The organism is Streptomyces sp. NPDC088252 (assembly GCF_044740965.1).
Classification (GTDB): domain Bacteria; phylum Actinomycetota; class Actinomycetes; order Streptomycetales; family Streptomycetaceae; genus Streptomyces.
The window spans coordinates 167,995-185,498 of the sequence record NZ_JBIURS010000014.1; the positions used below are offsets into that span (position 1 = coordinate 167,995).

Consider the following 17,504-nt stretch of genomic DNA (forward strand, 5'->3'; position numbering starts at 1 on the left):
GATCATGAGCAGCAGTACCGAGAAGCCGACCCCCGCGAGCCCCGCCGGCGTGGTGACCTCGTCGGCATCCGGCGTGGCCACCACCCCCCACACAGCAGGGGCCCAGTCCAAGACCAAGGCCACTCCCGCCGCCCCGGCCTCGACCTCGACCTCGACGCTCGTCAACCGTCTCTGGTCGTACTGCGAACTGCTCCGCCACTCCGGCGTCTCCACGCTCGACTACGTCGAGCAGCTCACCTACCTCCTCTTCCTGAAGATGGCCGACGAGCGCGCCAACCGCCCGGCCATTTTCCGGCGCAACGCCCCCGAAAAGCCTCTCGTACCCGAGGGCCGGGACTGGAAGAGCCTGATGACCCGGTCAGCCGAAGCGCTGCTCGACCACTACGAGTTCATCCTCAAGGACCTCGGCCAGCGCGGCGGCACCATGCTCGGGGAGGTCTTCACCAAGGCGCAGAACAAGATCCAGGAACCGGCGGTCCTCGAACGTCTGATCAAGGATCTGATCAATCCCTACACCTGGACCACCGAAAACCAGGACCTCAAGGGCGACGCCTACGAAGGTCTCCTCCAGCGCGGTGCCGAGGACCGCAAGACCGGCGCGGGCCAGTACTTCACACCCCGCCCACTTATCGACGCCATGGTCGACTGCGTGCAGCTGAAGCCCGGCGAGACCATCACCGACCCGGCCTGCGGCACCGGCGGCTTCCTCATCGCGGCGCACGCCCACCTCGTCCAGAACTACGAGAACGAGCTCTACGGAGACCAGGGCCGGGCCCTCCAGACCGGCGCGATCACCGGTTACGAACTCGTCCGCGAGACCGGCCGGCTCGCCCTGATGAACATGCTGCTGCACGGCATCGGAAACTCCGAGGCCAAGCCACTCATCACCATCCAGGACTCCCTGGCCCGCCCCCCGAAGCGGCACTACGACATCGTGCTCGCCAACCCCCCTTTCGGCGTCGGCTCGGTGACCGGTGAGTCGTACACCGCCCGTACCGACTTCTGGGCGCAGACGACCAACAAGCAGCTCAACTTTGTCCAGCACATCTACAACCTGCTGAAGACCAACGGCCGAGCCGCCCTCGTCCTCCCCGACAACGTCCTCTTTGAGGGTGGTGCTGGTGAGAGCATCCGCAGGAACCTGCTCAACCTCTGCGACGTCCACACCCTCCTGCGCCTGCCCACTGGCATCTTCTACGCCAACGGCGTCAAGGCCAACGTCCTGTTCTTCGATAAGACGGGCCAGCGCTCCGGAGGCCGCCCCGGCACCCGCAAGCTCTGGGTCTACGACTTCCGTACGGACCAGCGCTTCACGCTCAAGCAGCGCCAGCTGGGCCGACGGCACCTCGACGACTTCGTCGCCGCCTACCACTCCGGCGGCAGGGACTTCACCCAGCGCACCCCGAGCGACCGGTTCCGCCCGTACGACTACGACGAGCTGATCGCCCGGGACAAGGTCAACCTCGACCTTGCGGTCCTCAGGTCCGACACCGCCGCGAGCACGAAGTACGCGTCACCGGACGTGATCGCGCAGGAGATCGTCGACGAACTCGAGGTGGCACTGGCCGAGTTCACGGCCGTGGTCCGGGCCCTGAAGAAGGACGCGCCGTCGGCCGACGACAAGTAGACAGGAACGGCGGGCCGGTGGTTCTCCGAGAACCACCGGCCCGCCGTCGTACCCTCCTCTACGAGCTCACAGCTCGCCCGCTATCACACCGGCCCGGAACGCGGCCCACTCCGACGCGGTGAAGCGCAGCGGTTCCCGATCCGGGTTCTTCGAGTCCCGTACAGCCCGTGCGCCGTGCGGCAGTTCGGCGACCTCGACGCAGTCGTTCTCGGCTCCACTGGCTGCCGCCTTGCGCCAGAAGGCGCCACCGAGGTCCAGTTCGTACAGCTCAGTCTTGCGGTCGGTCACTTCCGGAAGCCTTCTTCCAACTCGGCGATGCGTACGAGTGAGTCCTCAACGGGCAAGGCCGTGGCGCGAATGCGCTCGTACGCCCGCTCGAAGGGGATTGCGTCCTCGCCTTCAACGTACGTGGCTCCTCCAGGGTTCTCCAAGAGGACGACGCTCGGCAGCGGTGCCCGGAACTTGGTGAGTGAGAAGCCGCCCTCAAGCCCGGGATGAGGCGTCGCGCTGAGGGGCATCAACTGAACTGTCACATTAGGAAGTTCTGCTGTCTCACGCAGTCTGCGCAGCTGCTCATGCATGGTGGCGGGTCGGCTGGCGAATCTCAGGTGCAGGGCTGCCTCGTGGATGATCGCCCAGAACTCCAGAGGGGCGCCCGGTCTGCTGAGCACGGACTGGCGAGCCATGCGCACCTCCGCCAGTGCGGTGATCTCTTCGGCGCTCCGGGTGGTGGTGATCCCGGCGATCGTCTCGCGCGCGTAGGCGGCGCTCTGCAGCAGCCCCGGAATCAGGAGTGGCGACCAGGAGCACACCACTTCGGCGTCCGTCTCCAACGAGATGTAGTCCGCGTACAGAGGGCTGACGACTTGTGAATAAGCCTGCCACCACCCTTTTTTCGCGGCGTCGTTCCGCAGCTGCTCCAGAACCCCACGGATCTCGTGGTCACTCACTCCGTACACCGTGAGCAGCTTGTCCAGGTCAGCGGGCCGGATCGCCTGCACGGCATTCTCGATCTTCGACATTTTCGGGCTCTGCCATGTCATGGCAGAGGCGGCGCGGTCCAGGCTCAGGCCGGCCTCGTTGCGGAGCCTGCGCAGTGCTCCTCCGAGGCGGCGACGCCTGACGGTGGGGGCCAGTGGGGCGTTCGGCATGCAGACATGGTGCCATTCAGCCGATGCCAGGAGGCAAGGAATCGAAAGTGTCACCCGTTAGGGTAGAAAGGTTGCGATTCGCGGCAATGGCGGGGCACTCTCAAGTCAGCGCAGTGCAAGCAGAGTTCACCTCGACGCAGGAGCCTCCATGCCCCACTCCCTCGGCTGGTACCACACCTCCACCCTCACCGGGTTCGTCCTCCATCTCTCCGCCACCCCCGACCATCTCCGCGCCACCCGTGCCCTGATCGGCAAGACGCTCGCCGATGCCGGAGTGGGTGAAGGGCAGGCGCACGCCGTGCAGTTGGTGATGTCCGAGCTGTTCGGGAACGCGGTTCGTGCCTGTGGCGACTTCGTGCCGCTCGTCGCCGAGGTGGCCGTGGAGCCGCCGCAGGGGTGCGGTGGTGGAGCGGAGCGAGGTGTTCGGGTCAGGCTGCACGACCCCTACCAGGCGGCGATGCCCGTGCTGGGCGGTGTACGGCTGGACGATCCCGAGGCGGAGTCGGGGCGGGGGCTGCCCCTGATCGACCTGCTCGCGCCCGGGTGGCGGGTCGCGGGCACGCCGGTCGGGAAGCAGGTGCGCTGCCGGATCCCCGCCGAGAGGGAGTCCGGGCTCTGACGGGAGCCGCTGCCCCGGATCCCCCCGCCGTGCGAAGCCGCCCGCGCTCGGCGGTGTACGTCCGGACGGTCCCGTGACCTTATCTCGTCGTACCGGTGTCGACTTGTGCCTACGATAAGGAGGAGTTGATCGCCTGCGGTCCGGTCGACCAGTCTGGTGTGCTCTCGGAGCCTTTGTCGTTGCCGCGGTCGGCGCCTGCGCCGGACGGGGGGATGGCCCAACGGCGTATCCGCTCGGACCGGGACGTACGAGAACGGGTGGGGTATGGCAGCGGAGCGCGACGGTGTCGGGACGAGAGGGCCGGAGGAGCACTGGACAGCTAAGGAGATCTTCGAGCGCTGGCAGCGCTTCTTCGAGCAGAAGACCAGCGCCAAGGCTCTGACCCGGCTGGAGTTCACCGAGCACATCGCGTATCTGCTCTTCCTCAAGCTCGACCACGAACGCGCCCAGCGGTCAGGGATGTTCGCGAGTCAGCCGATCGCCCCGGCAAACAGCTGGCCGCACCTCGTACTCGCCAGCGGTGAGGATCTGCACGGTGCCCTCACCCGGCTGATGGCGGAACTCGGCAGGCCGAACCCGCAGGACCCCCGTCGGGCCATCGCCAGTGTCCTCTTCCAGGACTCCCGCCCCTGGCCCGTGGACAGGATGGCGGAACTCGGACGGCTGATCATCGAGGAGTTCGACCCGTACCGCTGGTCAGACTTGAAACAGGACGAACTCGGCGCGGCCTTCTCCCTGATGATCGCCGACTGCCGCGACGACATCCGGGCCAAGCGGGAGACGGGCCAGTTCCTCACCCCGCCGTACCTGCTGAAGGTCATAGCCAAGGCGCTCGCCCTCACCCCGCACGACCGGGTGATCGATGCCGCCGTCGGGGCCGGCACCAGCCTCATTGCCGCGCACCGCGAGATGGCCGCACACGGGGACCGTGTCGACGCCTCCGCCATCGCCGGCGCCGACATCGACGTGCAGATGTGCCGCCTGGCGACGATGAACGTGCTCCTCAATACCGGGCGCCAGTTCCACGACGTCCCGCCGATCCTGCGCGCCGACTCGCTCAAGGTGAAGGAGCGGCTGGTGCGACGGCACGAGCGGGACGTGGCCGCCACCGTCGCCATCTGCAATCCGCCGTTCAAGAGCGTCGAGACGAACACCGACCAGCGGGACGACTTCTGGGCGCAGAACGCCACGCTTCCGGCCAACTTCCTCCAGCACCTGGCCATCACCCTGCCCCAGGGCGCCAGAGCGGCCGTCTTCGTCCCCGACGGTGTGCTGTTCCACCGCGGTGCGGCGGCCACCATTCGCAGGGAGCTGCTGAAGAACTGCACTGTGCACACGCTGCTGCGCCTGCCGACGGGCATGTTCCACGACACCGGTTCCAAGTCGAACGTGCTCTTCTTCACCAAGGCAGTGCGGCGCCCGACCGGCGAGCCGAACACTGATGAGCTGTGGGTGTACGACGCCCGTGACCTCCACCACACGGACACCGAGAACCCTCTCACCGAGGACGACTTCGCGGAGTTCCTGGAGGCGTACCGGCCCGGGGAGGAAGGATTCTCCGGCCGTATCGAGTCGTCCCGCCTCAAGCGCTACGACCGTGACGCCGTGCGGAAGATACTGGACAGTCCCGGCGTCAGCCTCGATCTGAGGGCCGATCTCGCCGACGCACCAGACGACTTCGGTGATCCGCGCGACATCGCCCGCTCGATCGTGGATCACCTCAGCGACGCGCAGCGAAGCTTCGAACTGGTCCTGGACTCCCTCGGCTGACACCGCCGTACCCCCTTCACCGCTCGCAGCCGACCGGACAGGAAGACCGTGAACACCACCTCTCAGCAGCCCGACGTCCCCACCCAGGTCCGCCAGACCGAGCGTGCCTTCGACGAGACGTACACCGGCCTCATCGATGTGAGCGACTTCGGCAACCGGCCGCCGGAGCAGACCAAACCTGCCTTCCGCTCACGTGCCCTGGCGGCGCACGCCGTGCGGATCATGACGGGATGGACCCCCGAGCAGGCGGCCGACTGCGTCATCGACGGCGGCCAGGACCAGGGGATCGACGCCATCGCCATCGACGAGGCGGAGGCACACATCTACCTTGTACAGGCCAAGTGGAGCCCGAACGGGAAGGCCAGGGCCGACGAGACCGCGGTCCAGAAGCTCTTCGCGGGACTGACCCTCATCGACTCCGGAGAGGCGGCCCAGTTCAACCCGCGCGGCCAGATCCTCGCCAAGCGGGCGCACGAACTCATCGGCGAGAAGGCGACCCGGGTCACGCAGGTGATCGCCCTCATGGGAACCGAGCCGCCCGCGCCGGGCGTACGGCAGGCCATCGAGAACGGTGAGAAGGAGTTCAACTCCCACGGCGACTACGTCGACCACCGGTTCCTGCACGCTCCGGAGATACACGCGCTGATCCGCGAGGATCAGCGAAGCGAACCCGTCACCCTGGAAGTGACGCTTAGCCCCTGGTTCAGTGTGTCCTCGCCCTACCTCTCCTATGAGGGGATCGTGCAGGCGGAAGAGATTGCGAGCTGGGCCGAGCACGGCAACGAGCTGTTCGCCCGTAACATTCGTAACCCGCTGGGGCTGACCCCCATCAACAAGGAACTGGTGGACACCCTCACCGACGAGCCGTCCCACTTCTGGTACTTCAACAACGGTGTCACGGTCCTGTGCGACTCCATGGATGCGGTGCCAGCGTCACAGAAGTTCCCGGAGCGCCACCCCGTCCGTCTCACCGCCCACGGCGCCAGCGTGGTGAACGGCGCACAGACCGTACGCTCCGTCATCGACGCCGCTCAGCAAGCCGAGGAAGCCGAACTTGCTCAGGTCACCGTCCGCTTCATCGTCACCGGCGGCGACGCCGAGTTCGCCAACCGGACCACCCAGGCCACCAACCGGCAGAACCACATCACCGAACGGGACCGCATCGCCCTCGACCCCGTCCAGGCGGAGCTCATGGCCGAGTTCCGCGCCGAACTCGGCCTCGTCTACAGCGTGCGCCGCAGCGAACTCGAACCGCAGGACGACGAGGGCTGCTCCGTAGTGGAAGCCGCGTGCGCGCTCGCCTGCGCCCACACCGGCAGCCGGTTCGCGGCACGGCTCGTTGCATCCGGTTCTACGGATGTGCTGTGGGAACGGGGCAGCAGCGGCATCTACGACCCCCTCTTCCGCTCCGTGCCGGGCGTGTACGAGACCTGGAACGCGGTGAAGGTCCTACGGGCGGTGCGGACGGCGCTGCGTACGGAACGCGAGCAGTACGCCGGGCGTGCGGCCGCGGTCATCGACGACGGTGCGTTCCTCATCACCCACCTGGTGCTCCGGCAGCTGCTCGCCCAGGACGCCGGCATGGGGGAGCCGGACCAGTCACTGGCATGGGCCGCCGAGGCGGCGGCGCAGGTACCCGATCTCGTCAAGCGCGTCGTCCCCGTCCTCGTACAGGTTCTGGACGACGAGGTGGGCACCCGGACGAGTGTCCAGCGCGTGTGCGCCGACCCTGGGCAGGCCGCCGAGCTCGTGAATGCGGTCCTGGAGTCCCTCGAAGGCGGCGAGGCCGGCGACGCCGCCGCGAAGTATCGGCGACAGGAGAACAAGCCACGCAAGCGACGCAGGCCCAACGCCGTGCATGTGATCGTCGACAGCGGGGCTCTGGACGAAGGCGCCCCCCTTCACATGGCGCTGTACCTCCAGCCGGAGAAGGACGCGCTGGCCGAGTGGCTCGCCGCGAACCCGCGCCGGGCACTGGCGAAGTGGACCAACACCAACCGAGCGCGTCCGATCGTCTGGGCCGCCGACGGCCTCAAATACTCGCCCAGCGGTCTCATCGCACGCATGTGGGAACTGGCCGAATGGGAAGGACGTCCCGTCTCCAACCAGGGCACCGCCCGCTGGGCCACCCAGGACGGAGAGACGCTCGCCGTCCTCGCGCGGCGGCTCCTCGACGGCATGGAGGAGGGAAAGGACGCCGAGTGACAGCAAGGGTCCGCCCCCGTGGCGCGTCTGCCGGCCGAGCACGAAAAGGACGACCGTTGATCTCATGGACACGCCCACACTGGGCACCTGGGTGACCCAGCGTAGTCGCGGGGGCGCGTTGGACGCCTTCATCCAGAGGGGGCCATGGAGGCTTCTTTCTGTAGGGACCCGACAGCGGGGGCCGTACGGCGCTGTCAGGCCCCGATTCTCCGTACGGTCGCTCGGACCGATAGTTTGCAGATGTACCAGACCGCTATCGAAAGGGTGATCCGTTGAGCCGCTCGGTTCTCGTCACCGGAGGAAACCGGGGCATCGGCCTCGCCATCGCCCGCGCTTTCGCCGACAACGGCGACAAGGTCGCGATCACGTACCGCTCGGGCGAGCCTCCCCAGATCCTCACCGAGGCGGGCGTTCTGGCCGTCCGCTGCGACATCACGGACGCCGAACAGGTGGAGCAGGCCTACAAGGAGATCGAGGAGAAGCACGGTCCCGTCGAGGTACTGGTCGCCAACGCCGGTATCACCAAGGACCAGTTGCTGATGCGGATGTCCGAGGAGGACTTCACGTCCGTACTCGACACCAACCTCACCGGCACCTTCCGGGTCGTCAAGCGTGCCAACCGCGGCATGCTGCGCGCCAAGAAGGGCCGCGTCGTCCTCATCTCCTCCGTCGTCGGGCTCCTCGGCTCGGCCGGGCAGGCGAACTACGCCGCCTCCAAGGCCGGTCTGGTCGGCTTCGCCCGGTCGCTGGCCCGTGAGCTCGGCTCGCGGAACATCACCTTCAACGTCGTCGCACCCGGATTCGTCGACACCGACATGACCCAGGTGCTCACCGAGGAGCAGCGCAAGGGCATCGTGTCCCAGGTGCCGCTCGGCCGCTACGCGCAGCCCGAGGAGATCGCCGCCGCGGTGCGCTTCCTCGCTTCCGACGACGCGTCGTACATCACTGGAGCCGTCATCCCCGTTGACGGCGGATTGGGCATGGGTCACTGATCACCATGAGCGGAATTCTCGACGGCAAGCGCATCCTGATCACCGGTGTGCTGATGGAGTCGTCCATCGCCTTCCACACCGCCAAGGTGGCCCAGGAGCAGGGTGCCGAGATCATCCTGACCGCCTTCCCCCGGCCCACGCTGACGGAACGCATCGCCAAGAAGCTGCCGAAGCCGGCCAAGGTCATCGAGCTGGACGTCACCGACTCGGAGCACCTGGACCGCCTCGCGGGTCTGGTCCGGGACGAGCTCGGTTCGCTCGACGGCGTCGTGCACTCCATCGGCTTCGCGCCGCAGGACGCGCTCGGCGGCAACTTCCTGAACACCCCGTTCGAGTCCGTGTCCACCGCGATGCACGTCTCGGCGTTCTCGCTGAAGTCGCTCGCCATGGCCTGCAAGCCGCTGATGAGCGAGGGCGGCTCGATCGTCGGCCTCACCTTCGACGCTCAGTTCGCCTGGCCGCAGTACGACTGGATGGGCCCGGCCAAGGCGGCGCTGGAGGCCACCTCCCGCTACCTCGCCCGCGACCTGGGCAAGGACGACATCCGCTGCAACCTGATCTCGGCCGGACCGATCGGCTCCATGGCCGCGAAGTCCATCCCGGGCTTCTCCGAGCTCGCGGACGTGTGGAACACCCGCTCCCCGCTGTCCTGGAACATGGCGGACCCGGAGCCGGCCGGCCGCGGTGTCGTCGCCCTGCTCTCGGACTTCTTCCCGAAGACCACGGGCGAGATCATCCACGTCGACGGTGGCGTGCACATGATGGGCGCCTGATCGCGCACCACAGGCTGTGACACGGCCGCGTACCGCTTTTGAGCAGGCGGTACGCGGCCGTCGTGCGTCCGTGCCCGGCCCCGGGCCGCTCAAGTCGAAAAGATGGTCGATCCACCGCAGAATGTGGTGGGAACCGGACTTCTTGTCAGGCTGCGGGGAGGAGATCGCTGTGCGCTCCACACGTCGCCGAACCCGGATTCTGCTGGCCGGCTCGGTGGCCGTCGCCGCGCTTGCCGCCCCTGTGGGCATATCCGTGGCGGGGCGGTCAGGAGCCGGCGCGCCCGCACCCGCCGCACCCACCCCGGAACCCTCCGGCGCCGAATGCCGTACCTCGGTCCAGGGCTCCCGGGTCGTCGCCTACTGCCACAACCCGTACCCGTCCACCGACCGCGTGCAGCTGCACACCGAGTGCCGCCATTGGTGGGACATAGACGCGGACGCCACCCCGGTCGACGTGGGACCGGGGCAGACGGTTCGGATCGACGACCGCTGCTGGAAGGAAATAGGCACCGTCTGGGTCACACACCGGGTTCAGGATTCCGTCTGAATGCCCTCTGCGGCGTTCTCCGTGACGTTCTCTCCGCACGCCTGGACGTGACGCCTCACACCCGGTCCACCAGACAGCTCAGCGCATGACTCGCCGCCTCGGCCGCTGCCGTCTCCGCGTCCCCCGCCCGGATCGCCTCGACCAGCCGGCCGTGGTCCATGAGGCTCTCCGGCCCCAGCTCATGGCCGACGTCGCCCCTGAGGTAGTCGCGCAGTAGATCGCCCAGGTCGGCGTAGAGCCCGGTCAGCACGTCGTTGTGCGAGGCGGCGACCACGGCCAGGTGCAGCGTCGCGTCGGCCGCGACGAACGCTTCGGCGTCGCCCGCGGCCCAGGTCTCCTCCCGGCGTGCCATGAGCGCGTCCATCTGCTTCAGATCCCGCTCCGTGCGTCGTGCGGCGGCCAGTCGCGCGGCCGACGACTCCAGGGTGGAGCGCAGCTCGGCGACATGGCGCGGATCGGCGGTGGCGAAGCGGCGGTGCATCACCCCGGCCAGTTCGCTGGTGGCGACGACATAGGTGCCCGAACCCTGACGGATGTCGAGCAGGCCGTTGTGCGCGAGCGCGCGGACGGCCTCGCGGACGGTGTTACGGGCCACCCCCAGCTGCTCCACCAGCTCGGGCTCGGTGGGAATCCGCGAACCCACGGGCCACTCGCCCAAGGTGATCTGATTCCTCAGCTGGGCAATCACCTGGTCGGCGAGTGCCGAACGTCGTGGTGACGTCAGCGCCATGGTGCTCCTTGCTCGGGTCGCTGGGTAATGACTGGGGTCACTGGGTGATGGGGGTGCTCGGTACTCGGTGTGTGGGGAGGGGAGAGGGGTACGGGGGCGTTCTGCCGGGAGTGCATGGTCTCAGAGCAGAGTTCGAAGGATTGGACAATCAATCATCCCATGATTCTATGATGACCCCATGCCCGACGACGAGACCCGGCCGCAGACCCGGACCCTGAGCCCCGCCACCGCAGTGGACACCCCCACGAACACCCCGGCCCCGCACGCCGCACAGGCCATGCGGACCGCCCCTGAAGCCTCCCCGTGGCTGCTCCGACTGGTCGCCGTCGGGCTGGTGCTCGCCGCGCTCAATCTCCGCCCCGCCATCACCAGCCTCGGCGCCCTCCTCGAAGAGGTGCAGAACGGCCTGCACATGAGTGGCAGCGTCGCCGGCGTCCTCACCTCCGTACCGCCGCTCTGCTTCGCGGTCTTCGGTGTCATGGCGCCGCGCCTCGCCCGCCGCTTCGGGCCGGGTGCGATCGTCTGCGCCGGCATGATCGCCATCACGGCGGGTCTGGTGATCCGGCCGCTCGTGGGCGGTACGGCCGGCTTCCTCGCCGCGAGCGCCCTCGCGCTCATGGGCATCGCCGTCAGCAACGTCCTGATGCCGGTGATCGTCAAGCGCTGGTTCCCGGACCGCGTCGGCTCCATGACCGGGCTCTACTCGATGTCCCTGGCCCTCGGTACCTCGCTCGCCGCCGCCCTGACCGTGCCCATGACCCACGCACTGGGGGGCAGCTGGAAGGCGGGCCTCGGCATCTGGGCCGTGCTCGCCGCCGCCGCGGTCCTGCCGTGGATCCCGCTGGTACGGGACCGGCGCCGTGCCGCGGGACAGACCGCCGCCCACCATCAGGAAGCCCCGGCACTCAAGATCGTCCGCAGTCGTACCGCGTGGGGCCTCGCCTGCTTCTTCGGCCTGCAGGCCACGGCCGCGTACATCACCATGGGATGGATGCCGCAGATCTTCCGCGACGCCGGGGTCTCGGCCGGCACCGCGGGCGTCCTGCTCGCCGTGACCATGGCGATGGGTGTGCCGCTCGCCTTCGTCATCCCCCGGGTCGCCGCCCGTATGAAGAACCAGGGCCCGATCGTCGTCGTCCTCGGCGCGTGCGGCCTCATCGGATACGCGGGCCTGTACCTCGCACCCGCCGGCGGGGCCTGGGCCTGGGCACTGCTGCTGGGCATTTCGAACTGTGCCTTCCCGCTCGCCCTGACCATGATCGGCATGCGGTCCCGCAGTGGCGCCGGAGTGGTCAGGCTGTCCGCCTTCGCGCAGTCCACCGGCTATCTGATCTCGATTCCGGGGCCACTGCTCGTCGGCGTGCTCCACCAGCACAGCGGCGGCTGGGGGCTGCCGATCGCGCTGATGGCGGGACTCATGGTGCCGCAGATGGTGGCCGGAACCCTGGCGGGACGGGACCGGACGATCGAGGACGAATGCTGAGATGCGAGACTGGGCCCATGTCTCCTGTGCTCGACCCGAATCCGCAGAACGGTCAGAAGAAGCTCCTCCTCGTACTCGGGGCGATGCTGCTGGTCACCGTGATCATCTCGGTGATCGCCACGGTCGCATCACCCTGACCCGCGCCCGGCGGCCGATGGTGGGGCCGGCCCCACCATCCCCTAGGGGGCCAGGGTCAGGGTGAAGTGGGTGGGTCACCGGATGGGACCGGCGCCGCCGCGTCCGTAGGTTCGAGGTATCAGAACCGACGACCCACGGAGGCGGACATGTCGGCCCGTACGCACACCCGGACCACCCACCCGGCCACGGGCACCGTCGAGGTCCGGCTGCCGTGGTGGGCCGTCGCGCTGCCCGCGATCGGGTTCGCCGCGCTGCTGCTGATGATCGTGGGATCCGGCGAGGCCCACGCGGCGACGACCGACCCCGCGGTCGGCCGGTTGCTTGAGCGGATCGTGGCCTTCGTGACCCGCTGACGGTGCTCCCGCCCACCGCCCGAGCCCTTCAACACCCTGCGACGGGCGGCGCGTTTCGTGCGAAGCTGAGGTGTATGAGCGTCGATACACCTCGCAGGATCGTCCTTCTCAGACATGCAAAGGCGGAATGGTCGCAGGACTCGGACCACGAGCGGCCACTCGCGGAGCGCGGCCGCAAGGACGCCCCCGTCGCGGGCCGCAAGCTCGTCGACTCCGGGATCGTCCTCGATCTGGCCCTCTGCTCGACGGCGGCCAGGACGCGAGAGACGTGGAAACTGGCGGTGCACGAGATGCCGCACCGACCCAGGACCGTGTACGAGGAGCGACTGTACGAGGCGTCCCTCGGCGAGCTGATCGCCCTGATCAACGAAACCCCCGACGATGTGCGCGATCTCCTCGTCGTCGGCCACAACCCCGGCATGCACGCCGTCGCCGACGCCCTCTCGGAATCGGCCGAGGGCGACGCCCTGGCCCGGATGAACCGCGGAGGGTTCCCGACCGCCGCCTTCGCCGTCGTCGAGTTCTCCGGCTCCTGGAAGGGCGTGGAGCACGGGGTGGGCAAGCTGGTCGAGTACTGGACGCCCAACGACTGATCCCGCCGTGGCACGGCCCGTGCTGCCGAACGGCTTCGCCGTCGTGCGTCTCCCGTGTCGTACGAGCAGGGCCACGGCCCGCGCCGCCGTACGGCTCCCTCCGTCGTATGTACGAGCAGGGCCCCGGTGCGGAAACCACCGGGGCCCTGCTGCTACGCGAGTTCGCGCGTACGCGGATGGGCGTCAGTCGACGAGACCGTCGGCGGCCTCGACCTCCTCACGGGTGATGCCGAGCAGATACAGCACGGTGTCCAGGAACGGCACGTTCACCGCGGTGTGCGCGGCCTCGCGGACCACCGGCTTGGCGTTGAAGGCCACCCCGAGCCCGGCGGTGTTCAGCATGTCCAGGTCGTTCGCACCGTCACCGATCGCCACGGTCTGTGCCAGCGGCACCCCTGCCTGCGCGGCGAAACTGCGCAGCAGCCGGGCCTTGCCGGCCCGGTCGACGATGTCACCGACGACCCGTCCGGTGAGCTTGCCGTCGACCACTTCCAAGGTGTTGGCAGAGGCGAAGTCGAGCCCGAGCCGTTCCTTCAGATCGTCGGTGACCTGGGTGAACCCGCCCGAAACCACGCCCACTTGGTAGCCGAGCCGCTTCAGCGTACGGATCAGGGTGCGGGCGCCCGGCGTCAGCCGCACCTCGGCGCGCACCTTGTCCACCACCGACACATCGAGCCCCGCCAGCAGCGCCACCCGTGCGTGCAGCGACTGCTCGAAGTCGAGCTCGCCGCGCATCGCCTGCTCGGTCACCTCGGCGACCTTGTCCTCGCAGCCGGCATGGGCGGCGAAGAGCTCGATGACCTCGTCCTGGATCAGCGTCGAGTCGACGTCCATGACGACCAGTCGCTGCGCCCGGCGGCTCAGCCCGGCCGACACGACCGCCACATCGACACCGATCCCGGCGGACTCCGTCGCCAGCGCCGTCCGCAGCTCCTCGGTCCCGGCACCGGACACCGCGAACTCGACCGCGGTGACCGGATACTTCGCGAGCCGGAAGATGCGGTCGATGTTGCCGCCGGTCGAGGTGATCGTGGCCGCTATGGCGGCGGTCGACTCCGCGGTCAGCGGGTGCCCGAGCACCGTCACATGGGAACGTCCGTAGCCACGCGGCCGGTTGTCACCCGTACCGGAGATGATCTCGGCCTGCAGCTTCAGGGAATCGGCCCAACTGTGCACGGTGGCCCGCAGGTCGCCCTCGGTGGTGCCGCCCGCGGTCGGGGTGGTGACCAGCGCGCACAGGACGATGCGGCCGCGGGTGACGACCTGCTCGATGTCGACGACATCGACCGAGTAGGCGGCGAGGGTGTCGAAGAGCCCGGCGGTGATCCCGGGGCGGTCCTTCCCGAAGATCTTCACGAGAAGGGTGGGTGTGTCCGCCCCCTGACGGTACTCAGGGGGCTCAGGAGACGGAGAGGACTGAGGTGGCTGAGATGCGCTCATGGTGCTCCCACCGTATCGGTCCGCCTAGTGGCACCGGCGCTCCGTCCCGAGGGTCGGACAGCGTGCCGCCACCCGGCCCCGCCCCGAGCGTGCGGGCGGCGACGGACGGCACGCACGCGGGCTCGTCCGGCGACCGGGCTCCGGCCCGACCGGAAGGTACATCCCGTAATGACCCGTTCACTCATGGTTCATATCGAGTCATGGTCGCTTACCACTCTCCGTTCCCGTTCCTCCCGGGCGACGGCGCGACGCCGCAGGTCCCGGCAGGGCCTTCACCCCGCCCGACTTTCGTATCCGGGACTGCTCCTGGAATAGTTCCCCACGATGTTCAGCATCCCTAGACTCCCTGCAACGGGGGTAACACGGGGGACAACTAGTGGGGCGCGGAGTGCCGGAACTCGTACTGGAATTGAATGGCAGGACCTGGACGCTCGATCCGTCCAGGTCGTACACCTTGGGCCGCGATCCGCAGGGGGACCTGACGATCGACGACGCCAGGGTGTCGTGGCGGCATGCCACGATCAGCTGGGGCGGCCGGAGTTGGTTCATCGAGGACCACGGCAGCACCAACGGCACCTATGTGCAGGGGCGGCGCATCCAGCAGCTGGAGATAGGGCCCGGCTCCGCCGTGCACCTGGGCAATGCCACTGACGGACCGCGGCTGAGCATCGGTGCCGCCGCGGGCGCACCGCAGGCCCCCGTCCAGCAGCCCCAGCAGGGTGGCGCCGGCTGGCCCGGCCAGCAGGCGCCCGTCCCGCAGCAACATCAGCCGCAGCAGGGCTGGCAGCAGGCCCCTCAGGGGCAGCCGCAGCAGCCCCAGCAGCCCCATGTGCCTCAGCAGCAGGGCAGGGCGAACACGCCCGGCGCGGGCGGGCCCGGCGGTGCCGCGGGGGCGCCGTCGGTCTACGGCGACCGCAGCCCGACCACGTTCCACCAGTTCGCCCTCGGCCGTGTCATGCGCATCGGTCGTGCGCTGGAGAACGAACTGGTCGTCTCCGACCTCCAGGTCTCGCGCCACCACGCCGAGTTCCACGCGACCCCCGACGGCCGTTTCGAGATCCGTGACCTCGGGTCCCACAACGGCACCTACGTCAACGGTCAGCCGCTCTCGAAGTCCGGCTCCGCGTTCATCGGGCCGAACGACATCGTCGGCGTCGGTCACTCGACGTTCCGCCTGGTCGGTGACCGGCTGGAGGAGTTCGTCGACACCGGCGAGGTCTCCTTCTCCGCCCGCCACCTCACGGTGACGGTCGACGGTGGGAAGCAGATCCTCAAGGACGTGTCCTTCGGCGTCCCGGAGAAGTCGCTCATCGCGGTCATCGGCCCGTCGGGCTCCGGCAAGTCCACCCTGCTCAAGGCGCTCACCGGCTACCGGCCCGCCAACCAGGGCGACGTCCTCTACGACAACCGGAACCTGTACAAGCAGTTCGCCGAGCTGCGTCAGCGCATCGGTCTGGTCCCGCAGGACGACATCCTGCACAAGGAACTCACCGTCACCAAGGCCCTCAAGTACGCGGCCAAGCTCCGCTTCCCCGCGGACACCACCGAGGCCGAGCGAGAGGCCCGGATCCTCGAAGTCCTCGCCGAGCTCAAGCTCGACATCCACAAGGACAAGAAGGTCACCTCGCTCTCCGGCGGCCAGCGCAAGCGTGTCTCCGTGGCCCTGGAGCTGCTCACCAAGCCGTCGCTGATCTTCCTGGACGAGCCGACCTCCGGCCTCGACCCGGGCATGGACCGCGACGTCATGCAGTTGCTGCGCGGCCTGGCCGACGACGGCCGTACGGTCCTCGTCGTCACCCACTCCGTGGCCGAGCTGGCGATCTGCGACAAGCTGCTCGTCATGGCGCCGGGCGGTTCCGTCGCCTACTTCGGCCCGCCGGAGGAAGCGCTCAACTTCTTCGGCTACACCACGTGGGCCGATGTCTTCTCCGCGTTCGAGAACTACCGGGACTACGACTGGGCGGGCCGCTGGCGCGGTTCGCAGCACTACCAGATGTACGCCGCGGACATCGACGCCGTCGCCCCGCAGCCCATGCACATGTCGCCCCCACAGCAGCTGCGACCGCCCAAGCCGCAGAGCTGGACGGCTCAGCTGTTCACACTGATGCGCCGATACGTCTCGGTGATCGCGTCCGACAAGGGCTTCATGGGCCTGATGGTGATCCTGCCCGCCGTGCTCGGCATCGTCAGCGTGGTCATCCCGGCCAAGTTCGGCCTGGCCCCGCCGGACCCGCCGTCCCGGTTCAACAGCGCCGCCGGAACGATCATGCTGATCCTCGCGGTCGGCATGTGCTTCTCCGGCGCGGCCAACTCCGTACGAGAACTGATCAAGGAACGCGTCATCTACGAACGGGAACGGGCCACCGGTCTCTCCCGTTCCGCCTATCTGATGTCCAAGGTGATCGTCCTCGGCGTGATCACGGCCTTCCAGGGCGTCATCATCTGCGGCATCGGATTCTCCACCCGCGAGCTGCCCGCAGAGGGCCTGATCATGCCGCCGGCCGTCGAGCTCTGCCTGACGATCACCGCGCTCGGCTTCACCTCGATGATGTTCGGCCTGGTCATCTCCTCGCTGGTGAAGACCTCCGAGAAGACGATGCCGCTGCTGGTCATGTTCGCGATCGTCCAGGTCGTCTTCACCGGCATCCTCTTCCAGGTGTACGGATCGCCCGGCCTGGAGCAGTTCGCCTGGCTGATGCCGTCCCGCTGGGCCATCGCCGGTGCGGGCACGACGCTCGACCTCTCCCACCTCATGGCGCCGTGGGACCCGAAGAACCCGACCGACCTGGACCCGCTGTGGGAGCACTCGGCAGGCCAGTGGGGGATCAACATCTCGGTGCTGCTGTTGCTCGGCATCATCTGCGGCATCGCGGTCGCGCGACTGCTGCGCCGCCACGAGCCGGAGGTCATGCGCAAGTAGGCGCGAGCACGGCACGGAACACCGGAGGGGGGGCCCCCCCCCCGGGGGGGGGGCCCCCCCCCCGGGGGGGGGGGGGGGGGGGGGCCGGGGGGGCGGGGCGGGGGGGGGGCGCCCCGCGGTCGACCGGGGTTGGGTGGTGGTGGGGCGCGGACCCGGGGCGGGG

General features: G+C 68.5%; 16 protein-coding genes. 12 read left to right on the forward strand and 4 right to left on the reverse strand.

Annotated features, from left to right (window positions below; all coding sequences use genetic code 11):
• Positions 1 to 4: 4 nt before the first annotated feature.
• Positions 5 to 1,627 carry an N-6 DNA methylase gene (locus ACIOHC_RS27165; protein WP_401844308.1) on the forward strand — a complete coding sequence of 541 codons (1,623 nt, stop codon included), beginning with the start codon at positions 5 to 7 and terminating at the stop codon, positions 1,625 to 1,627.
• 66 nt (positions 1,628 to 1,693) lie between these two features.
• Here ACIOHC_RS27165 and ACIOHC_RS27170 read toward each other — a convergent pair whose 3' ends face one another.
• Both ACIOHC_RS27170 and ACIOHC_RS27175 read right to left on the reverse strand, forming a co-directional pair.
• The gene (locus ACIOHC_RS27170; protein ID WP_401844311.1) at positions 1,694 to 1,915 is read right to left on the reverse strand and encodes a DUF397 domain-containing protein; all 222 of its coding nucleotides are present in this window, start codon (positions 1,913 to 1,915) and stop codon (positions 1,694 to 1,696) included.
• Positions 1,912 to 2,778: a DUF5753 domain-containing protein gene (locus ACIOHC_RS27175; RefSeq protein WP_401844313.1), complete on the reverse strand. Its 867-nt coding sequence runs from the start codon at positions 2,776 to 2,778 to the stop codon at positions 1,912 to 1,914. The genes ACIOHC_RS27170 and ACIOHC_RS27175 overlap by 4 nt, the downstream gene beginning before the upstream one ends.
• A gap of 148 nt (positions 2,779 to 2,926) precedes the next feature.
• Here ACIOHC_RS27175 and ACIOHC_RS27180 point away from each other — a divergent pair, with 148 nt between their 5' ends.
• From ACIOHC_RS27180 to ACIOHC_RS27205, 6 genes are all read left to right on the forward strand, one after another.
• The gene (locus ACIOHC_RS27180; RefSeq protein ID WP_401844315.1) at positions 2,927 to 3,397 is read left to right on the forward strand and encodes an ATP-binding protein; all 471 of its coding nucleotides are present in this window, start codon (positions 2,927 to 2,929) and stop codon (positions 3,395 to 3,397) included.
• 264 nt (positions 3,398 to 3,661) lie between these two features.
• On the forward strand, positions 3,662 to 5,167 hold the full coding sequence (locus tag ACIOHC_RS27185; protein ID WP_401844317.1) for a class I SAM-dependent DNA methyltransferase: 1,506 nt from the start codon (positions 3,662 to 3,664) through the stop codon (positions 5,165 to 5,167).
• A gap of 48 nt (positions 5,168 to 5,215) precedes the next feature.
• Complete coding sequence (locus ACIOHC_RS27190; RefSeq protein WP_401844319.1) at positions 5,216 to 7,372, forward strand: AIPR family protein; 2,157 nt, start codon at positions 5,216 to 5,218, stop codon at positions 7,370 to 7,372.
• Positions 7,373 to 7,644: 272 nt separating this feature from the next.
• A complete protein-coding gene (gene fabG, locus ACIOHC_RS27195) occupies positions 7,645 to 8,364 on the forward strand; it encodes a 3-oxoacyl-[acyl-carrier-protein] reductase (RefSeq protein WP_351083715.1) in 720 nt (239 codons plus the stop codon).
• Between the two features lie 5 nt (positions 8,365 to 8,369).
• A complete protein-coding gene (gene fabI, locus ACIOHC_RS27200; RefSeq protein WP_351083717.1) occupies positions 8,370 to 9,137 on the forward strand; it encodes an enoyl-ACP reductase FabI in 768 nt (255 codons plus the stop codon).
• 169 nt (positions 9,138 to 9,306) lie between these two features.
• A complete protein-coding gene (locus tag ACIOHC_RS27205) occupies positions 9,307 to 9,684 on the forward strand; it encodes a hypothetical protein (RefSeq protein WP_351083719.1) in 378 nt (125 codons plus the stop codon).
• Between the two features lie 55 nt (positions 9,685 to 9,739).
• On the opposite strand, the gene ACIOHC_RS27210 is transcribed toward ACIOHC_RS27205, so the two are convergent.
• Positions 9,740 to 10,414, reverse strand: a complete 675-nt coding sequence (locus tag ACIOHC_RS27210) for a FadR/GntR family transcriptional regulator (protein WP_401844322.1) — start codon at positions 10,412 to 10,414, stop codon at positions 9,740 to 9,742.
• A 178-nt stretch (positions 10,415 to 10,592) separates the two neighbouring features.
• Here ACIOHC_RS27210 and ACIOHC_RS27215 point away from each other — a divergent pair, with 178 nt between their 5' ends.
• The 4 genes from ACIOHC_RS27215 (at position 10,593) to ACIOHC_RS27230 (ending at position 12,981) form a co-directional block, all read left to right on the forward strand.
• Positions 10,593 to 11,897 carry a CynX/NimT family MFS transporter gene (locus ACIOHC_RS27215; RefSeq protein ID WP_401844324.1) on the forward strand — a complete coding sequence of 435 codons (1,305 nt, stop codon included), beginning with the start codon at positions 10,593 to 10,595 and terminating at the stop codon, positions 11,895 to 11,897.
• 17 nt (positions 11,898 to 11,914) lie between these two features.
• Positions 11,915 to 12,034 (forward strand): SGM_5486 family transporter-associated protein, encoded by a 120-nt coding sequence (locus tag ACIOHC_RS27220; protein WP_351083725.1) that lies wholly within the window; start codon positions 11,915 to 11,917, stop codon positions 12,032 to 12,034.
• Between the two features lie 147 nt (positions 12,035 to 12,181).
• The gene (locus tag ACIOHC_RS27225; RefSeq protein WP_351083727.1) at positions 12,182 to 12,388 is read left to right on the forward strand and encodes a hypothetical protein; all 207 of its coding nucleotides are present in this window, start codon (positions 12,182 to 12,184) and stop codon (positions 12,386 to 12,388) included.
• Positions 12,389 to 12,462: 74 nt separating this feature from the next.
• Positions 12,463 to 12,981: a histidine phosphatase family protein gene (locus tag ACIOHC_RS27230; RefSeq protein WP_365693285.1), complete on the forward strand. Its 519-nt coding sequence runs from the start codon at positions 12,463 to 12,465 to the stop codon at positions 12,979 to 12,981.
• 183 nt (positions 12,982 to 13,164) lie between these two features.
• Here ACIOHC_RS27230 and serB read toward each other — a convergent pair whose 3' ends face one another.
• A complete protein-coding gene (gene serB / locus ACIOHC_RS27235) occupies positions 13,165 to 14,421 on the reverse strand; it encodes a phosphoserine phosphatase SerB (RefSeq protein ID WP_351083731.1) in 1,257 nt (418 codons plus the stop codon).
• A gap of 376 nt (positions 14,422 to 14,797) precedes the next feature.
• On the opposite strand from serB, the gene ACIOHC_RS27240 reads away from it, so the two are divergent.
• A complete protein-coding gene (locus ACIOHC_RS27240) occupies positions 14,798 to 17,341 on the forward strand; it encodes an FHA domain-containing protein (protein WP_389637973.1) in 2,544 nt (847 codons plus the stop codon).
• The last annotated feature ends 163 nt before the right edge of the window (positions 17,342 to 17,504 follow it).